Source organism: Paenibacillus sp. DRB1-1 (genome assembly GCF_052119485.1).
GTDB classification, from domain to species: Bacteria; Bacillota; Bacilli; order Paenibacillales; family Paenibacillaceae; genus Paenibacillus; species Paenibacillus polymyxa_B.
In genome coordinates this window covers 3,672,168-3,690,582 of sequence record NZ_JBODQH010000001.1, presented here as the reverse complement: position 1 = coordinate 3,690,582, position 18,415 = coordinate 3,672,168, and the positions used below count along the sequence as shown (strand labels likewise).

The following is an 18,415-nucleotide window of genomic DNA, read 5'->3' as shown; positions in this document are numbered from 1 at the left end:
CCTTTCAAAACTACAAAAGAGCGAAATAATAGAAAGTTAATACTTATACTTCAAGTCGGTGATAATTAAATTTAAGCATTTCACCTAAATTGTACTTGTACTCACAACAAACAGGCTGTTTGTCGATACTTTCAAACGCTTGCTGGGCACAACCTCCGCCACATAACGGCAGCACTGAGCAACTTCGGCATTTTTCAATTTTATATGGGGAATAATTAAGCCACTTCTCCGTACGTTCATTAGAATTTATACCATTACTAATATGACCTATCGCATAATTTGCGTTTCCTACCGTATTCCAACATTTTTGAATCCAGCCATCTGGCTGCACTACAATTGAATTATCTGCAATAGCAGCACAAACAACAGGTACATATTGAGGGTAATAAGAAATATTAAGCCCTTTTTCCAATGCTTTCTCATACAAGCTCAGAATAACTCCAGAGAATTCTTGATTGGCAAAGCAGCTATTACTACTTGAACAACCTCCTGCCACATAATCAGTGGTGGCAGAAAAATAAATATTCACTTTTCCCCTAAAGTCTTGCTGCCCTAAATAATCCATATAATCTTCCATTGAAGCTACGTTGTTCAAATCTACATTTGAGCGTATATTTATGTGAATAAAATCACATGATTCTCTAATATTATTTATTATTTGATCAAATGTCCCTTGTTGGTTCGCCAAAACCCTTCTCTTATCATGATTTACCTTATTACCATCGATCGTAATTTGAATACTTCTCAAACCTAAATCTCGTAAAATAACAGCACGACTTTTAGTTAGTAAATATCCGTTGCTAACCATGTAATGCGCTATTTCAATATGTTTTAGGGCTGCCATAGTATTCATTTGATCCATGAGCCGAGTAACTTTTTTAAATTCAAGCAATGGTTCTCCGCCTGTCCAATTGACAGTAATATGTTTCAAATTTGTATCTTCCATTGCAGTTTCTATATAGTTCAAAATATCTTGCTGAACTTGGTCAGTAAAAGAATGATTACCTGTTTTCTCAGTTAAATTCTCATAACAATAAGAGCATCTGAAATTACAATTAAACGTAGGTAAAATGGTAAGGTGTAATGTGCTTTTTTGATATCTAGTTGTAGTGAATGAATTCTCCATTATCTCTAATTCATTAACAGGATTCAGATATAAAAATCGTCCTTGTATCAAATGTTCTAACTCTTCACAACTCGTTAGATAGGAAAAATCTTCATTAACGAGGGCATCGTATAAATCCTTTTTTATTTCTCCTAACCCGTTAGTCAGACTGTTATATATTAAGTATTTCCCATCTCCTTCCTCATCTAGTTTCAAGTACTCGTTGTAAGAAGAAATTTTCATGTGTACCCCTTCTATCATTTATTATTAAGTACTAGATTGATCTAATTCCACAATGAACTAAACCAAATAACTATTTATTAGATCATTTTACATGTGGATAATCAATAACCATTCATTCATCTATTTAATTATATTTTACCATTATCTTTCTTAAAAATCACCGCAAATTAACCGCAAATTATAAATAAAGCAAAGATAAAATCATAGAGTGTAAGACAGACTATTTAACAAAAGTGGCCCCCTAGTTCCCCTGTTTCTACCCACTGGCAGAAACGAAAACACAAAAAACCTCCATAACGATATAGTACGCGACTATACCGCTGGAGGTCTTAACTCACAAACCTAAAATAAATATTTACATTTCGTAATTGTTAGCGTTCATCATGCAAGATTGTACGCGCTCAAGCACACTCAATAACCACACATAATCTGCAATTCTTTGTATTAATTATCGTTCAGATTTATTTTCATACCACCACTCGAAAAACCTGAATTAACAAGGCTCTTCGTTCGGTTTCCCGGCATCTGTAGCCGTACGGAAGCTTGAACCACAGCCACATGTCGCTACAGCATTCGGGTTATGAATCGTGAACCCGCCTGACATTCCAGACTCTTCAAAGTCGATTTCCAGACCGTCTAGGTAGCGGATGCTTTCCTTTTCCACTACAATCTTCATATCCTGTACGTTCATATATATATCCTGATCCGTCTCGTTGTCGTCAAAGCCCATTGCATACGAGAATCCAGTGCAACCACCCGGCGTAACACCCAGACGTAAAAACATATTCGGCGTTTCCTGCTGCTCCAGCATATCTTTCAAACGCTCAGCAGCGGAATCGGTGATGTTAATCATAGCTCCATCCTCCTCTTTTACTTCATGTTCTCCTTCAGTATACTCCACTATTAGCAGGTGCTCAAGTCATGGAATGTCCTTCCCTTACAGGCTTAAAGACCTGTTTTTCTATTCGTTTGTATTGAACACCGGTGGTGTGAGGTTTATAATAGGTGAAGAGTGTGTAAAAGAAACTGTCGGAAATTTGTCATTTCAAAGGCGATATTTTGAGACATTCATCATTGTAGCCTGGCATTGTAACATTTTTCACATATCGTATATCCGCGCTGCCGGATTCTTACCGACGGAACGGGACATCCTGTGCGCACCTAGCGCTTGTGCCGCTGATTTGGCGGACAGCCTCGCACAGAGCAACTTGAAGGAGGAATAGGCATGTCCACATTAGTTACACCTTTTACAGACCGCAGAATGGCGGAAATTGTAGAAAAGGTACAGAACGGTATTCGTTTGAACCTTGAAGACGGTATATATTTGTATGAAACTGACGATATCCTCACACTGGGTCAGTTGGCTAACGAAGCTAATTTACGCAAGAACGGAAAAAAGGTTTATTTTATCGAAAACATGAGCCTGTACTTCACCAATGTATGCGAAGCGCGCTGCGCGTTCTGCAATTTCCGCAAGGATCAGGGGGAGGACGGCTCTTATACGTTGTCCGGGCAGGAAATGATTGATTATGTAGAGCAACACATCCATCCGGGGGTAAGAGAATTTCATATCGTCGGTGGTCATAATAATCATGTGCCTTTCCAATACTATGTAGACTCATTGAAGGCACTAAATGAAAAGTATCCCCACGTTACACTGAAAGCTTACACTGCAGCGGAAATTGACTTTTTCACACGCATAAGCGGCTTGAGTATTAAAGAAGTGCTTCAGGAGCTGCAAAAGGCTGGACTTCAATCCCTGACTGGTGGTGGCGCGGAAATCTTGTCCGACGAATATCGGAAGAAGATGCGTGTTACGAAAGCCAACGTGGACCGCTATCTCGAAGTACATCGCACGGCCCACAATCTCGGCATGAAAACTCATACGACTATGCTGTATGGTTCGGTCGAATCGTATCAGGATCGTATTGAACATATGCTGCAAATTCGCGAATTGCAGGACGAAACGAACGGATTTATGGTATTTATTCCATTGTCCATGCAGCCGAAAAGCAAAAACGCCAACATCATGCGTCGTAACTCCGCTTACGAGGATCTCAAAACCATTGCGATCAGCCGCCTGATGCTGGACAATATCGACCATGTCAAAGCTTACTTCATTAATATTGGACCGCAATTGACGCAGGTCGCTCTCACCTTTGGCGCATCAGACGTCCATGGCACGATTGTGCGTGAGCAGATCAGCCATGCCGCAGGTGCGTTAACCCCTGCCGGATTGACCCGTAAAGAGCTAATCTGGCTGGTCAAAGGTGCCGGACGTATACCTGTTGAACGGGACACCTTCTATAACGAAATCGAAGTTTTCGAATAAATGTAATATCGGATTCAAATTTCCCGCGAGCATTTCATCCCCATTACTCACACCATGCAGCATCTGCTGCCTCGGAATACGCTGGTCTGCCTGACAAAGGCAGGCCTGATTCTCGGGTTTTATAACAACAAAAACTTGTGTTAGATCGACGAGACACCAGACCATTTGCCGGGGACACGGTAGCGAAAGGAAGGCGGATTTTGATGAAAAATTTCGTTATTCTGGGGGGCGGCTATGGCGGCCTTACCATTGCCAAAGAATTGCTGGATAAACACATTCCCGACGATGTTCAAGTTATTTTAGTGGATCGAATGCCCTTTCAGGGGTTGAAAACAGAGTACTATGCCCTCGCGGCAGGTACGGTATCTGATTTTGATTTGCGGGTGCATTTTCCAGATGAACAACGTCTTATTCGCAAATACGGAGAAGTCACCTCGATGGATCTGGAGAATAAGATTGTCCATTTTCAAGACGGTGAACCCTTGCCCTATGACCAGCTTGTCATTGCGTTGGGTTGTACCGACCGCTTTCACAATACACCAGGGGCTGAAGAACACAGCTGTACGATCCAGTCGTTTAACCATACCCGCCAAACCTATCTGCGCTTGAACGAAATCAAGCCATATGGACATGTCCATATTGTAGGCGGCGGTCTTAGCGGTGTTGAGATTGCTGCGGAGTTACGTGAAAGCCGCACGGATTTGAATATTACCATTATGGATCGGGGCGAGCGGGTGCTGTCGGCATTCCCGCAACGTTTGTCTGCCTATGTACATGCTTGGTTCAAGGAGCATCAGGTAAATGCGCTGAATCATGTTGCGGTTTCCCGTATTGAGCCGGGGGCTATTTATAACCGTGACGAGCAAATTGTAACGGATGCAGTGGTATGGACGGCTGGGATTCAGCCGGTAAAAATCGTGCAGGATTTAGCCGTCCCTAAAGACCCTCAGGGTCGTATCGTGCTCAACGAGTATTATCAAATACCAGATCATCCTGAGGTGTATGTGGTCGGAGACTGTGCGAGCCTTCCCTACTCTCCAAGCGCTCAGGCGGCAGAAGTGCAAGGGGAGCAAATCGCACACATTGTACGCGACCTGTGGAAAGGCCAAACGCCTCACCCGCATCCTTTAAAGCTGCGCGGTACATTAGGCGCACTTGGCAAGAAGGCCGGGTTCGGCTATGGCTTTATGGGCAGTACCTCATTGCGCGGACGAGTACCACGCCTGCTTAAAAGCGGCGTGCTCTGGAAGTCGAAACGCCATTTTGGCTAACCGCATGCTCAACAAACAAAGAAGACCCGCTCCCAGAGCAGGTCTTCTTTGTTTGTTGAGTGTATGATGATGTATATTTCCTATACAAAAGGAAGCAGGTTAAACGGACCATTCTATTTCAATCCAAATCTAGGTTATCCCATGCTTCAGCTTCCTTAATTTTGTTCATAATCACTTCGTACAGAAGCTCTGCTGAATCTGCGGATACAATCTCACCGTTGACCATCGCATAGGGTTCGGCGTTGCACTGACCACAATTGCTTAGGCATCCGTATTCAATCACATCATAATCTGGATTCTGCTCCAGCTTGGACATGATTTCATCGGTACCCCAATGCATATTACTGGTGCAAAACTCAATAATAGGCCTTAACATTTTTTCACCTGCTTTGGATGACGGGCATTTTAATTTGGCCCGCTTTGTAATATAATAATAAAGGTATAGGAAAGGAGTTGAATTCTAATGAGCGAAACACAAAGCGTTCAAATGTATGACGAAGTAGCAGATGTACTGGATAAGCTCCGTCCGTTCCTGCAACGCGATGGTGGCGACGTTGAGCTGGTTGACGTTGAAGACGGCATCGTTAAGCTGAAGCTGGTAGGCGCTTGCGGCAGTTGCCCAAGTTCCACAATCACGCTGAAAGCAGGGATTGAACGCGCTCTTCTCGAAGAAGTCGACGGCGTCCAAGAAGTGGTACAAGTATTCTAATGCTTGATGCATAATGATCATGAGAGTCTTGACTTCGGTAACGAAGCTCAAGACTCTTTTTTGTATTACAGCGTCTGAAGGATCACTTAAGCTTATATGGTTGGCCGAATGGGATCTAAACCTCCCGATACATCCATAATATTGCCTGTTATAAAATCCGAATGCTCCTCACATAAATAGGCGATCACTCGTGCAATGTCCTCTCCGCTCCCCGGACGTCCACGCGGTGTCTCTTTATCCTGCATGCCGATGACATCGGCGATTGACATTTCCTTATTTGCTCCTCGGATGTCCCCTGGACAGATCATATTGACCGTAATGCCATAAGGAGCTTCCTCCACAGCCAGTGACTTCGTAAAAGACACCAGCCCCACCTTGGCGGCTGCGTAGACGGCACGATGCGGCCAAGCCCTTGCTTCTCCAGCATGACCAAAGCCAAAATGAATAATACGTCCCCAATGCTGGCTACGCATGTGGGGCAATACCAAATGATCCAGCAGCATGGTACCAACCAGATTTCCTTGTATCATGGCATGAATCTCAGCTACACTGTAATCCGCAAACAGACGGCGTTCCCGGATGAACGGTCCGGCATTGTTCACCATAATATCGACTCCACCCAGCCGATCCTGTACTTCACCAATCAGCCTCGTGATATCTTCCTGAACAGAGATATCCCCTTGTAAAGACAGGCAGCGTACTCCCTTAGACTCAATCACCCGCTTAAGCGCTTCGGCTTCTGCTTGGCTATGCACATAATTTAGCGCAATATTACAGCCTTCATCCGCCAGACGCAAAGCGGTCGTTTTACCTAAACCTTTGGCACTGCCGGTTATGAATGCGACTTTATCTCTCAACAATTTTCCTCCTGTTCACAGAGAACGGTCACCCCCAAGTATAAAATATTTAAGCTTCCCCTACAACTCCATCCAAAAAGAAACCCCAGTCCTCTTGTTCAAGAGAATTTGGGGTTTGCGTGCAATGCGTTCTCGTTCCCTGCTTAAAATGCTGGAATAATCGCGCCTTGGTATTTATCTTCGATGAATTTTTTAGTTTCTGGAGATTGCAAAGCTTTGATCAGCTTCTGAATCGCTTCGGAATCTTTATTATCAGGACGTGCTACCAGAACGTTAGCATAAGGAGAATCTTTATCTTCCAGTGCCAGTGCATCCTTCGTTGGGTTCAGCTTCGCTTCCAGAGCGTAGTTCGTGTTGATCAACGCAATATCCACTTCAGGCAACTGACGTGGCAGCATAGCCGCTTCCAGCTCCTTGAATTTCAGGTTTTTCTTGTTTTCAGTAATATCTTTTACCGTAGCTTCAATGTTGCTTGCGTCTTTCAGCTTGATCAGACCTTGTTTCTCCAACAACAGCAAAGCACGGCCTCCGTTTGTCGCATCGTTCGGAATGGCTACAGTTGCGCCATCTGGGATTTCATCAAGCTTTTTATATTTTTGGGAGTAGATACCGAATGGCTCCAAATGAACTGCGCCCACAGAAACCAGATCCATTTTGCGCTCTTTGTTCATCACATCCAAGTAAGGTACATGTTGAAAGAAGTTAGCATCCAGTTGCTTGTCAAACAATTGTACGTTCGGCTGTACATAGTCGTTAAACTGAACGACTTGGAGACGAACCCCTTCTTTTTCCAACTGAGGCTTGATCGCTTCCAAAATTTCCGCATGCGGCACAGGAGAAGCTCCAATTTTCAGCTCCACTTCACGTGGTGATCCGCCTGTATTTTCGGTCGCATTGTTTGTATCCGATGTTGTGCTCTTTGTACCGCAAGCCGCCAGCACCGCAATTAATGTCAAGCTTAATACAGCCAATACCCATTTCTTCATGTTATTACCCCTCCAATAATTTGTAATATTCAGGAGCAGACGTCCTGATCAATAAGGATATCTATATGTTTTCCCTATTTTCGAGTATAATGCCGCACGAGGCGATCTCCCGCCATTTGCAGCAATTGTACCAATACGACCATCAGCACGACCGCAACGATCATGACAGCCGTTTCATAACGATAATAGCCGTAGTTGATAGCCAGTGTACCCAGTCCACCGCCCCCGATCATCCCGGACATTGCCGTGTAGGATACGAGTGTAACGACGGTAATGGTTAATGCAGCGAGCAGACCCGGAAGTGCCTCACGTAACAGCACACGCCGGATAATTTGTCCTGTCGAGGCACCCATCGCTTGTGCGGCTTCAATGACACCCTTGTCCACTTCACGCAGAGACGTTTCGACAAGACGTGCGAAGAATGGGGCAGCCCCGATAACCAATGGTGGAATGGTTCCCAGCACCCCGGTCGAGGTACCTACCAGCGATCGTGTAAAAGGAATAAGTGCAACGATCAAAATGATAAATGGTACGGAACGTAAAATGTTAACGATGAATGATAATACAATGTATATCACCTTCATCAGAGTCAACGAGGAGCGGCTCGCCAGAAACAATAATATACCGAGCGGTAAACCAATAATGAGGGTGAACAATGCGGACGCCCCGAGCATCTGAAGGGTTTCCAGAGTAGAATTTCCTAGCTCTTCCCAACTCACTTGTGAAAAATCAAGTTCGCTCATTGTCCGATCACCTCCACATCAAGTCCTTGCCCAGACACTTCGCGCAACGTATGCTCTATATCTTCATGGTTTCCTTCAAAACGAACGATCAGCTGTCCATAGGGTACATTTTTAATCGTAGATATGGTTCCCTGCAAGATCGCAAAATCAACACCAGTGCTTCGAGCCGTACGCGACAAAATCGCATCATATGTTTTACTGCCCAAGAAGGAGATACGTACCACCTGCGCCGACTCGCCGCCACCTGCTGCCGCAATCGCTGCTTGCAACTCCTCGGGATGTTCTGACTCCCGTTGGATAAAGTCCTTGGTTACCTGGTGCTGTGGCTTCAAAAATACTTCCGCCACTGGGCCTTGCTCCACGATGTCGCCCTGATGAATGACGCCAACTCGATCACAAATGCTTTGAATGACATGCATTTCATGTGTAATCAGCACGATGGTTAAATTAAAACGCTGATTAATATCCAACAGCAATTTCAGGATAGACCCCGTCGTTTGCGGATCAAGCGCAGAAGTCGCTTCGTCACACAGCAATACATGAGGATCACTAGCCAGCGCCCGTGCAATTCCTACCCGCTGTTTCTGTCCACCTGAGAGCTGTGACGGATACTTTCCACTGTGTTCTTCCAGACCCACCAATTCCAGCAGCTCACGAACTTTCATGTCTACCTTTTGTTTGGGGGTGTTTACCAACCGCAATGGAAATGCAATATTGTCATACACCGTCGCCGAAGACAACAAATTAAAATGCTGAAAAATCATTCCGATTTTTCGACGTTGCTTCTGTAACTGGGATTGACTCACAGTAGCGAGGTTTACCCCATCTACCCATACTTCACCTGAAGTAGGGCGTTCCAATAAATTAATACAGCGGATCAATGTACTTTTCCCCGCCCCGGAGTGACCAATCACTCCGAATATTTCTCCACGCTTTATAGAAAGATTCAACCCAGACAGCGCATTAACGCGTCGGTTGCCTTTGCCATAATGCTTGGTTAACTGCTTAAGCTCTATCAACGTGCTGCGACCCCCTTCACTTCTTCCTTACCCTTTTAACCAGTTGTCATCTCTTAGAATTGTATAAAATCTCGCTATTTATTTATACAAAAAAGAGCCCCTTTCACAGAATGAAAAGGGCCCCACCTTGCGAACCTTTTCTCATCTGCCAAAATCGCTATAACTCTAGCGGTTTTGTAGGAATTAGCACCATCATGTTCCCTCCCAGTGTATTACACCGGGAAAGAACGGGTTGCCGGGCTTCATCGGGCCAGTCCCTCCACCTCTCTGGATAAGAAAAATATGTTAAACTCCAGCTTTAGCTGTCCGTTAAGTTTATATAAAAAAACATAATTCAAGCATTTTTCTGAAACTAGGTTTCAGTATAGATAGTTTACATTGCTTTGTCAAAGGATATTTTCTATCATATTTTTGGGCGTACTGCCCGGTTCTCCCATTGTTTCGCAGTATAAGTAAAGGCGTTTGACAGCGACCGACATACCATTTCCAAGCCCTGTTGCAAATCTTCCAAATGGTGATCGAGGTCCTCCAGTTGGATTTTTCCATACAAAGCTCGGTGTCGTTGCCAGAGATCATCCTGCATTTCCGTATTCATATAGTGTATCTCCGTATTCCGACGCTTACGCAGCCGATTGATGGCATCGTTGTAAGTATCCTTGATATCATTTAAATTATCGGTCAATACAGGATGCATTTTGAGATACTTGAGCTGCCGCAACACGGTAAAATACGAATAATGCGCCTTATACTGCCCTGTTTTTAAATCATACAGATCATTCAGCCAGTTGCCCAGCTTATCCAAAATAGAGAAAACCCGAACAAACCCATCTTTATAAAAGAAAACATATAATGCATAATCGGATTTTTCATCCTCACTCATATCTTCAGCATATCCGGCTTTTACTTTCATACGGAAAAAGGCGGAAGCATGATGGCTCTGCTCCAGTTCATCCAGAGATGACATTAGACCGCGTGTTAAAATATCCGCCTTCCGAAAATCGTGGGTCGGATCTCCACCAGCCTGAATTTGCCGCTCCAGCAGGTTCAACATAGCTGACATGCTATTCATGGCATCTAGCAGGATGCCTTTGTTCACACGTGGTGGCTCACCCAGTAGCTTGCGTATCATGCTTACGCCTCCTTATAAATGTAAAATTCGGCTGTAGGTTTAATTAGGGCGTCAAGCGAAATAACTCGTCCATCGTTGATCTACAAGCTTAACAATATCCTCACGCGGTAACACCTCATCCGGATACCCCGGCTTCATACGCGCATCCACTATAATCGGCAGCTTATAATTCAGATGATGCAAACGCACTTCGCTGTCCGCGTACATATCTGTAGCCGGGTTAAAGCGTGTGAATACCGTCCACAGGAACGAGGCTTGAGAGCGAACGACTTCTTTGGCATCATCCACAATGAAAACGAGCGGCCACTCTTGCTCACCCGCTGCTAATCGCTCCAAAACACGTGCGGCCAGCTCAGGCTCTTGCTCAAAGGATGCACCCGATACGACGAGGCAACCTCCGCAATATGGCTCAATTTCACAAATTCCCGGCAGATCGCCTCCCTCATAAGCACGAGGCAATTCACGTACAGGCTCACCTATCCCCATCAGGATGGCCTTACTGCCATGATTCAGTTTGCGGCCTGTGTAATCGAGTGTATCGTGTGACGTGTGATTGAAAATAAATAAATCCCTTGCCGGATTAAATCGCTCCAGAATGGTTTCCAGCAGTAGGTTAAAGTCAGATAAATCAATTACTCGATCCGTCAGCATCAGGAACTTGGTCAACGACAATTGACCTTGACCCAAAATGGTAAAACCGGATACAAGTGCTTCGCGGGAGTAGCTTTCACGTACCACTGCCGCTGCCAGTGCATGTACGCCCGTTTCCGCATACGCCCACAGAGACTTGACGGAAGGCATCACAAGCGGATAGGCAGGCGACAGCAAACGTTGCAAGAACTCACCGAGATAGTAGTCTTCTTGCCGTGGCTTACCCACTATGGTTGCCGGATAAATGGCATCCTTGCGGTGATGCATATGTTTGACATGAAATACAGGGAAATCATGCTGTAATGAATAATATCCAAAATGATCACCAAACGGGCCTTCCGGACGGCGTTCATGTGGCGGTACATAACCGCTGATTGCAAATTCTGCTTCTGCTGGAATCCGGTGACCTCCAAGCGGGTCTTCTGTCATGGGCAGCTTGCCTCCCATAATAAGCGAAGCCAGCAACAGCTCAGGCAAGTTTTCCGGTGCTGGCGCAATGGCAGACGCAATCAGGGCAGGCGGGCCACCAATAATAATCGTTGTAGGCAACGGCTCATTACGCTGCTCCGCTTCATGATAATGGAAACCGCCGCCTTTATGAATTTGCCAGTGAATGCCCGTCGTCTGATCATCATAAATCTGAATGCGGTACATCCCCAGATTATGATCCTTGGGCTGACCTGGCTTCTCGGTATACACGAGTGGAAGCGTAATAAACGGCCCTCCATCCTCATGCCAACTGGTCACTTTAGGCAGTGGTGCCAGCGGAGCCTCTGTACGGCGAACTCCCAATACCGGGGCCTCGCTATGAGATACTGTTTTTAGCCCTACTTTTAGCATGTCCTTAATCAGGCCACGTTCATTCCACAATGCTTTGGGTGTAGGTGGAAACAATGTTTTGGTCGCTCCTACAATCGCATCCATCAGCTGCTCTGGTCGCGGGCCAAAAGCCATGTCCACACGGCGATTCGTGCCAAACAGATTACTGGCTACAGGAAACGGGGTTCCTTTTACATTCGTGAACAGCAGTGCCGGCCCTTCTTCCTCAATGACTCTTCGATGAATCTCAGCCAGCTCCAGATAAGGATCGACAGGTGCCTCTATAATTTTAAGATGATTTTCTTTACGCAGCGCTTCAATAAATTGGCGCAAATTCTGGTAGATCAACTGGACGACTCCTCCTAAGCAAATCAAGCCCTCGAGAAACTCGTGGGCCTGGTTTGTTTCTTATATGCTATTATACGTGTTTAAACGCCTCTTGGGCAAAAATCCGCTTCACTACGATTCATGAAATGCTTAGGTACGTTGTGCTTGGGTCGAAACAAACTTGCGGTCCGGTGACAATTGCCATACACGGTAGCTCAGATAAGCCAAAATCGAGAATAACGATGCAATCACCAGCATATGTCCCAGCACGATAAACATGTAGATTTCAGGTTTGTTGACGTACAACAAGATAATTCCAATCACTACTTGAAGCAAGATTAACAAGACCGATACGACACCCAATATACGGATATCCCGGTGATTCGGGTGATAACGGTATGAGTAATGACCCACAGCCAAGATAATGACGAACAGCAGACCAGCTGAAATCTGATGAAGCAGCAGTGGAGATATGAAGCCCCCAATATTTACAACCTTCTGGATGACCGAGTGACTAAGCAACGCCCCTGAATAGACAGCAATATAGGTATAGACCGTCGATAACCATATAAAGTTACGAAAGCCCCGACTGACAGGCCCAGGAATCAGACGCGGGGTGTGGCGTGAATCTGCATGCTCCTGCCAGGCCCCCAGCGTCATCATAGTCGCACTGGCAAAGGCGATAAGCGCAAAGCCAAAATGCAGTCCCATGACTGCAGCCGATTGGGAGAAGACGACAGCCAACGCCCCCATTGCACCTTGTATGATGACAAACATGAGCGTGAGCAGCGAGAATAGCTGCAAATCCTTCCGATGCTTCATAAACAGCAAAAAGCCAACAAATGAGGCGATAGAAAGAATCCCGGCCATGGCACTGACGGAGCGATGAGAGAACTCAATAAGGGATGCAATCGTATGTGCCGGAACCAGCTTACCATTGCAAAGCGGGAATTCCCGGCCACAGCCGAGACCCGAATCCGTCCGCGTCACGACACCTCCACCGAAGGTAGCCAAAAACATGACAATACATGTTACGAGTGCCAGCCATTTTAATATTCCAATTTTGTTATTCAAATTCACCCGTATCCTTCCAAATATAATATTTATTCACTTTATATGTTGTGAAATGATCACTTAAAGTAATTATAACTGATATATCGTTCCTTGACATACGAGCTTTGTTGACAAAATGTGAACGTGTCCGTGAGAAAGCCGCCCCCTTAGAAGGAAGCGGCTTTCTGAATGTCTTGATGTTATTTTGCCAAGCTCGCGTGGACTTCAACAGCCCGATCCAAAAATTGCTCAATCTCCTCGCGGGATTTGCGCAGTCTGTTCACCAGACGTACCAGTTCTCGCCCTTCACTGTAAGCGATAAAGCTAGGAATCCCCAATACATTTTGCTCTTGACTGACGCTTTCGGCCTGTTCTACATCAATCTCAATTAATGTAAGCTTATCTGCATATTGATGCTCCACATCAGGCATGAACGGATCGATGAAATGACAATCCTTACACCAGTCCGCCTTAAACACAGCCACCGTTACGCCCGGAGTAAATATTGCCTTATTAAAGTCTTCATGAGAGACGATTTTTTGCATGGATGATTCCTCCTTAAATTCTTTTTGTGCTGAAAAGATTGCACTTTCTATTGTAACGCCAAGTGAAGCTTTTGCACACTCCCCCATTCTGCTCACATGCCGATTGGAAGCCCTCTCATTGAGGCATACTAAAGATATACTTAAGAATCCACATAAGCGACGACATCCTAACAGCATACCCAACATACTTGGCAGGATACGGGGATGCTTGCAGTTGGAAAGGAGGTTATTTAGTCATGTCTCTTAGCGAATGGCTCCATACAGCATCTCGACAGCTTCAAGGAGGACTAAAGTTACTGGGTTCCGTTCCCCGTGTTGCAGAGGAAGCTTGGGAGGGCAAACGAGCGGCTTGGACCGAATCCCGCAAATTACGCTCCCCCTTGCGTGAACTAGCGTGGGATTATCATACGGCACAGGCCGTTATGAATGAAGCTGAAGCGATAATGCTGGTGAACGGACCCGCTACTCGTCCCTCTACTCTGAATATGCCCTTATGTGAAACAGACTGTGAGCTACTGGAACGGATCAAGAACGATACAGCACAGGAGAATCGCAGCAACGTCACCCGCACTGCCGCTTACCTTGAATGCTATCGTGGCTACCCGGAGTTACACTGGGCATTACTGGCCCACCTGGTTTCTCGTAATGGCGGCTATAATATGACCGATTTGAAAGGGGGACTGATTGGCAACCTGTTCGGCGAACAGGAAAAGGAATGGCTGTATCGGCTACTGGAGCGTTGTAACGCCCTTATTTTTCAAGACGCTTATCCGCAGTTGCAACTTTACATGCACAGCCGTCATTTGGGTCGGAGTTGCTTTCACTTGTTGCCTTATTTTCACGTTTCACCATTCATGAAGCCCTTTTGGGAACGCTTCTGGGCTTGGCGGGATAGCTCTCTGTTGACTGTGGCGCTCATCATTAATGAACAAAACTATATTGAAGGACGTGTGGTAAAAGATCCGTATTTTCAAAAATTTGTGACACACAAGCCGGGCTTTTATTTGCATGACTGGCTCCAGCTTAATCAGGTTATATTTCCACTTGGACTAAACGGTGGACTTGCTGGACTAGTAATGGAGCGTTTCGGCCATTTGGACGAGCGGATCGGCTTTGGCAAAAGTCTGTATGCTATGCTCTTCGGCCATCAGCAGGTGCTGGACCAGGTATCAGCATTCGCTAACAGTGTGCCGCATACAGGTTCACGCAGCGACTATTGGCCCGGATTGTTCACCCAGAATGAACAAAAAGCGCTGCACTCTCCAGATGAAAGTGCAACGCTTTTAGCACATGAATGGCTACCGCCAGGACAACGTCTGTACAGTCCGGAGCTGAACGCCGTCTGGTCCGATACAGCTTATGATCCAATCCCCCGTTATGATTGGTTTCAGGACGGCTCCACACTTGGACATCTCAGCGAACCAAGGCGACCGCTGTTATTTGCCATGCGCCATGAGCATCGTCATGGCATTCAAAAAACAGCAATGGCCCACGTTGCCCATAACAGCTTGCAACCTTTCCACTGAAAGACTGGGGGACTCTTTTAGCCTCGTTGTCCTGTGGACTCACGCTGTAGACGCATTAACGGGCGCAGTACCTTTTGCAACATACGCGGATAGTTGCCAAGCTCGTCCCTGCGCAATACGCGCAGTACAACCAGCAACAACAAGTAGCATACCAGTACAGCTGCCCCGGCAATGCAGCACGCGATCAAGAAGGCCACACGCGCAGGCATCAGATGCACCAGCAGAATACAGGCTTCATTTACACCGTATCCGATAGCTCCCGAGACGACGACCGCGGTTAAGAACCCTGCCCAGCGACGGCCCATGATGGAGAAGGAGACGATCCCTTTAAGCACACGCAAATTCAGCAACGTGATCACGAGGAAACATAATCCGGTTGCGGCAATGATCCCATAAATCCCAAGCCAACCAGCCAGCAGCCAGCTCGCTGCAAACTTGACGACGATACCGACCATGACATTAACCATTGAAATACGCGGCTTGCCCATACCGATCAATATCGAATTAGAAGTCATCATCGTAATCTGGAATATCGTTCCGAGTGTCAGAACAGCAATGATACCACTGCCTCCAAGCGAGCTAAACAGTAAACCATTAATAGAATAGGCGGTTACACATAAAGCCAGCACAATCGGCATTCCAGTCAAAATAGAGATACGCAAAGCCAACGTCATCTGATTTTGTAAATGCTGCTCATCCTTACGGGCAAATGCCGCTGAAATGATCGGAATGAGCGATTGGCTGAGCGCAATGGCCAAAATCGGCGGAATTCCCGCCACACTCTGTGCCCGAGAGCCTAGATAACCCAACTGAGTAGTCGCCTGATCCAATCCCACTTGACCAGACAGCAGTCTCACCACAATCGACGTATCAATAAAGTTGACCGCCGGAACCGTCAGAGACGACAATACAATGGGAATGGAAAGCTTGAAAATATCTTTGTAAATGCGCATCATCGGTAGCGCGGAGCTTTCCTCTTGGAATTGATCTTGACGATCCTGTCGATCCTGGCGACGCAATTTCACCGTGTAGTACAACATAACCGCTAGAGCGCCAAGACTTCCCATGACACCTCCAAAGGAAGCCCCAGCCGCAACCTCGCGATCTCCATAACCTAGCTTCAAAATAATAAAAGCGAGTACAATAGCGGTCGCTACCCGTGCAACCTGCTCCACAATTTGTGAAATACCGCCTGCGGTCATATTACCGCGCCCTTGGAAGTATCCACGCATCATGGCAATGGCAGGGAACAGCAGTAATGCTGGTGCCAAAGCCTGAATGGCCAAAGCGGATTGCGGAACCCCTGCTACATGCTCGGCAAAGTAAGGTGCTCCAAAATACAGCAGCGCTGTAATGATAATGCCTGCCGCGGCCGCGAATATCAAAGCCGCACGATACACACGTCGCGCTTCCGAAGGCCGATCCAGCGCATAGCGTTCTGAAACCATTTTGCTCAACGTGCTTGGGATGCCGGCCGTAGCCACTGTGAGCAGCATCAAATAAGCGTTGTTCGCAATGGTAAACGAGGCGTTCCCGACGGAACCGAGCAAATGCTCCAATGGAACACGCTGTACCAGACCAAGTACTCTGGCCACCAAGGCGGCAGCGGCTAAAATAAGCGTACCTTTAAGGAATGTTTCTTTATTGGACAAAATGCGTTCCCTTCTTTCTTGCTGTTCACACGCATGCAAAAGCCCCGCACAAACAGTCATGGCCTGAGCCATCACCGGTGCGGAGCCGCATGTCGATTCTGTCTCTGCAAATCATAATAAACCAAAACGAATCTCGGGTCATAACACCCAAATCAAGAATACAATAATCATGGCAAGCTGCAAAATCACTTTCATCACGGTGCTGGTAAAAAGGCCTAATACAGAGCCAAAGCCCACTTTAATAGCTCGGTCCAGCGGGGCTTTGCCAATTAGTTCACCCAGCACAGCGCCGATAAATGGTCCCAAAATCAGGCCAAATGCCGGAATAACGAAGGGGCCGATAATAATCCCGATGGTACTCAGTATCGCCGACAGACGCGAGCCGCCAAATCGCTTGACACCCCACGCATTCACAGCATAATCCGCAACAAAAAGGGCAACGACGATTAGTGTTTGTATAATCCAAAACAATGCATTGTATGGAGCAAACGAGAAAAACCAGCCGTATACAAAAAATGCAAAATAGATGGCGAGCGCCCCCGGCAATACGGGATATACCGCCCCGGCCATGCCCACAATGAACAGCACAATAACAACAATCCAGCCTACAACGTCCATGGGCCTCCTCCTTCTCGTCCATTCATCCGGCCTGCTGCATTATTCATTTTATTACACAAGCACATAATCACGGATCACTTCTACAATGCCGTCGTCATTATTCGAAGCCACGACCAAATCAGCGGCTTCTTTAACCGTATCCTGAGCATTCCCCATTGCTACGCCCAGTCCAACCGCTTGAATCACAGCCAGGTCATTCAGACTGTCGCCAACGGCAACCACCTGCTCCAGAGTAATGCCAAGCAGATCGCACACTTCAGCGATTCCACTGGCTTTGGATATACCAGCTGGGTTAATTTCCAGATTTGTCATCGAAGAATTGGAAATTTCAAGTCCACCCATATCCTGAAGCTTAAGTAAAATTTGGTGGCGAATTTCGTCATTTTCCGTATTATAACCGAATTTGAGCCACTCCTGTGTGTCCAATGTATCCGGCCAACGATCCCTATTATATAATTCCTCCGTTGAGTAAGCCCAGAACCAAGAGCCTGTTTCTACAGCAATTTGGTGCATCTTACGAACGAGCTCCTTATCAAGTAAATAACGGCGCCACAACTCGTGGGGTGATTTCCATACCTCACTGCCGTTTACGGTTACCATTGGCGTCTCCAGGCCGAGTTGCTGACCGTAAGGCAGAGCATGCATCGCTGCACGTCCGGTGGACAAGCATACATGAATCCCTTCCTGAATCGCCTTGTTAATCCAGTTAATCGTTTCCAAGGAAATTTCATGATTATCATTCAGTAAAGTTCCATCCATGTCGAGCGCAAGCAGTTTGTATTTATATTGGTTTTCTCCCATAGTCTCTCTTCCTCCTGTATGTCCCTTAT

At 46.2% G+C, this 18,415-nt stretch carries 18 protein-coding genes and 1 riboswitch; of the genes, 4 read left to right on the top strand and 14 right to left on the bottom strand.

Annotation, left to right across the window (positions count from 1 at the left end):
* Positions 1–43 precede the first annotated feature (43 nt).
* Together ACQW03_RS16375 and ACQW03_RS16370 are read right to left on the bottom strand one after the other, a co-directional pair.
* Positions 44–1,348, bottom strand: coding sequence for a radical SAM/SPASM domain-containing protein (locus ACQW03_RS16375; RefSeq protein WP_220030159.1), 1,305 nt, complete (start codon positions 1,346–1,348; stop codon positions 44–46).
* Positions 1,349–1,841: 493 nt separating this feature from the next.
* Positions 1,842–2,201: a HesB/IscA family protein gene (locus ACQW03_RS16370; RefSeq protein ID WP_013311832.1), complete on the bottom strand. Its 360-nt coding sequence runs from the start codon at positions 2,199–2,201 to the stop codon at positions 1,842–1,844.
* Between the two features lie 372 nt (positions 2,202–2,573).
* Here ACQW03_RS16370 and mqnE point away from each other — a divergent pair, with 372 nt between their 5' ends.
* The gene (gene mqnE, locus ACQW03_RS16365; protein WP_023990177.1) at positions 2,574–3,680 is read left to right on the top strand and encodes an aminofutalosine synthase MqnE; all 1,107 of its coding nucleotides are present in this window, start codon (positions 2,574–2,576) and stop codon (positions 3,678–3,680) included.
* A gap of 203 nt (positions 3,681–3,883) precedes the next feature.
* Positions 3,884–4,951 (top strand): NAD(P)/FAD-dependent oxidoreductase, encoded by a 1,068-nt coding sequence (locus tag ACQW03_RS16360; protein ID WP_023990178.1) that lies wholly within the window; start codon positions 3,884–3,886, stop codon positions 4,949–4,951.
* A 118-nt stretch (positions 4,952–5,069) separates the two neighbouring features.
* On the opposite strand, the gene ACQW03_RS16355 is transcribed toward ACQW03_RS16360, so the two are convergent.
* On the bottom strand, positions 5,070–5,327 hold the full coding sequence (locus tag ACQW03_RS16355) for a YuzB family protein (RefSeq protein WP_023990179.1): 258 nt from the start codon (positions 5,325–5,327) through the stop codon (positions 5,070–5,072).
* Positions 5,328–5,414: 87 nt separating this feature from the next.
* Here ACQW03_RS16355 and ACQW03_RS16350 point away from each other — a divergent pair, with 87 nt between their 5' ends.
* Positions 5,415–5,660, top strand: a complete 246-nt coding sequence (locus ACQW03_RS16350; protein ID WP_013311836.1) for a NifU family protein — start codon at positions 5,415–5,417, stop codon at positions 5,658–5,660.
* A 92-nt stretch (positions 5,661–5,752) separates the two neighbouring features.
* On the opposite strand, the gene ACQW03_RS16345 is transcribed toward ACQW03_RS16350, so the two are convergent.
* From ACQW03_RS16345 to ACQW03_RS16310, 8 genes are all read right to left on the bottom strand, one after another.
* A complete protein-coding gene (locus ACQW03_RS16345; RefSeq protein ID WP_023990180.1) occupies positions 5,753–6,517 on the bottom strand; it encodes an SDR family oxidoreductase in 765 nt (254 codons plus the stop codon).
* Between the two features lie 143 nt (positions 6,518–6,660).
* Positions 6,661–7,503 (bottom strand): MetQ/NlpA family ABC transporter substrate-binding protein, encoded by an 843-nt coding sequence (locus tag ACQW03_RS16340; protein ID WP_023990181.1) that lies wholly within the window; start codon positions 7,501–7,503, stop codon positions 6,661–6,663.
* A gap of 74 nt (positions 7,504–7,577) precedes the next feature.
* Positions 7,578–8,246 carry a methionine ABC transporter permease gene (locus ACQW03_RS16335; protein WP_025723588.1) on the bottom strand — a complete coding sequence of 223 codons (669 nt, stop codon included), beginning with the start codon at positions 8,244–8,246 and terminating at the stop codon, positions 7,578–7,580.
* Positions 8,243–9,265, bottom strand: coding sequence for a methionine ABC transporter ATP-binding protein (locus tag ACQW03_RS16330; protein ID WP_258297079.1), 1,023 nt, complete (start codon positions 9,263–9,265; stop codon positions 8,243–8,245). Before ACQW03_RS16330 ends, ACQW03_RS16335 begins: the two co-directional genes overlap by 4 nt.
* Before the next feature lie 138 nt (positions 9,266–9,403).
* A riboswitch (SAM riboswitch) is annotated at positions 9,404–9,543 on the bottom strand.
* Positions 9,544–9,668: 125 nt separating this feature from the next.
* On the bottom strand, positions 9,669–10,394 hold the full coding sequence (locus tag ACQW03_RS16325) for a Cthe_2314 family HEPN domain-containing protein (protein ID WP_025723590.1): 726 nt from the start codon (positions 10,392–10,394) through the stop codon (positions 9,669–9,671).
* Positions 10,395–10,445: 51 nt separating this feature from the next.
* Positions 10,446–12,212, bottom strand: a complete 1,767-nt coding sequence (locus tag ACQW03_RS16320) for a UbiD family decarboxylase (protein ID WP_441950625.1) — start codon at positions 12,210–12,212, stop codon at positions 10,446–10,448.
* A gap of 129 nt (positions 12,213–12,341) precedes the next feature.
* Entirely contained in the window at positions 12,342–13,271 is a 930-nt protein-coding gene (locus ACQW03_RS16315; protein ID WP_441950623.1) for a COX15/CtaA family protein, read from the bottom strand.
* Positions 13,272–13,444: 173 nt separating this feature from the next.
* Positions 13,445–13,789 carry a thioredoxin family protein gene (locus ACQW03_RS16310; protein WP_441950621.1) on the bottom strand — a complete coding sequence of 115 codons (345 nt, stop codon included), beginning with the start codon at positions 13,787–13,789 and terminating at the stop codon, positions 13,445–13,447.
* A gap of 236 nt (positions 13,790–14,025) precedes the next feature.
* On the opposite strand from ACQW03_RS16310, the gene ACQW03_RS16305 reads away from it, so the two are divergent.
* Positions 14,026–15,315 (top strand): DUF2515 family protein, encoded by a 1,290-nt coding sequence (locus tag ACQW03_RS16305; protein ID WP_441950619.1) that lies wholly within the window; start codon positions 14,026–14,028, stop codon positions 15,313–15,315.
* A gap of 17 nt (positions 15,316–15,332) precedes the next feature.
* On the opposite strand, the gene ACQW03_RS16300 is transcribed toward ACQW03_RS16305, so the two are convergent.
* The 3 genes from ACQW03_RS16300 to ACQW03_RS16290 all read right to left on the bottom strand — a co-directional run bounded on the left by ACQW03_RS16300 (position 15,333) and on the right by ACQW03_RS16290 (position 18,386).
* Positions 15,333–16,967, bottom strand: a complete 1,635-nt coding sequence (locus ACQW03_RS16300) for a putative polysaccharide biosynthesis protein (RefSeq protein WP_023990189.1) — start codon at positions 16,965–16,967, stop codon at positions 15,333–15,335.
* A gap of 138 nt (positions 16,968–17,105) precedes the next feature.
* Entirely contained in the window at positions 17,106–17,585 is a 480-nt protein-coding gene (locus tag ACQW03_RS16295) for a DUF456 domain-containing protein (RefSeq protein WP_028541425.1), read from the bottom strand.
* 51 nt (positions 17,586–17,636) lie between these two features.
* The gene (locus tag ACQW03_RS16290) at positions 17,637–18,386 is read right to left on the bottom strand and encodes a Cof-type HAD-IIB family hydrolase (protein ID WP_023990191.1); all 750 of its coding nucleotides are present in this window, start codon (positions 18,384–18,386) and stop codon (positions 17,637–17,639) included.
* Positions 18,387–18,415 lie beyond the last annotated feature (29 nt).

Excerpts from the sequence above, each read along its gene's own strand:
- ACQW03_RS16375 (WP_220030159.1), bottom strand. The coding sequence starts at position 1,348 with ATGAAAATTTCTTCTTACAACGAGTACTTGAAACTAGATGAGGAAGGA.
- ACQW03_RS16370 (WP_013311832.1), bottom strand. The coding sequence starts at position 2,201 with ATGATTAACATCACCGATTCCGCTGCTGAGCGTTTGAAAGATATGCTG.
- mqnE (WP_023990177.1), top strand. The coding sequence starts at position 2,574 with ATGTCCACATTAGTTACACCTTTTACAGACCGCAGAATGGCGGAAATT.
- ACQW03_RS16360 (WP_023990178.1), top strand. The coding sequence starts at position 3,884 with ATGAAAAATTTCGTTATTCTGGGGGGCGGCTATGGCGGCCTTACCATT.
- ACQW03_RS16355 (WP_023990179.1), bottom strand. The coding sequence starts at position 5,327 with ATGTTAAGGCCTATTATTGAGTTTTGCACCAGTAATATGCATTGGGGT.
- ACQW03_RS16350 (WP_013311836.1), top strand. The coding sequence starts at position 5,415 with ATGAGCGAAACACAAAGCGTTCAAATGTATGACGAAGTAGCAGATGTA.
- ACQW03_RS16340 (WP_023990181.1), bottom strand. The coding sequence starts at position 7,503 with ATGAAGAAATGGGTATTGGCTGTATTAAGCTTGACATTAATTGCGGTG.
- ACQW03_RS16335 (WP_025723588.1), bottom strand. The coding sequence starts at position 8,246 with ATGAGCGAACTTGATTTTTCACAAGTGAGTTGGGAAGAGCTAGGAAAT.
- ACQW03_RS16325 (WP_025723590.1), bottom strand. The coding sequence starts at position 10,394 with ATGATACGCAAGCTACTGGGTGAGCCACCACGTGTGAACAAAGGCATC.
- ACQW03_RS16310 (WP_441950621.1), bottom strand. The coding sequence starts at position 13,789 with ATGCAAAAAATCGTCTCTCATGAAGACTTTAATAAGGCAATATTTACT.
- ACQW03_RS16305 (WP_441950619.1), top strand. The coding sequence starts at position 14,026 with ATGTCTCTTAGCGAATGGCTCCATACAGCATCTCGACAGCTTCAAGGA.
- ACQW03_RS16295 (WP_028541425.1), bottom strand. The coding sequence starts at position 17,585 with ATGGACGTTGTAGGCTGGATTGTTGTTATTGTGCTGTTCATTGTGGGC.
- ACQW03_RS16290 (WP_023990191.1), bottom strand. The coding sequence starts at position 18,386 with ATGGGAGAAAACCAATATAAATACAAACTGCTTGCGCTCGACATGGAT.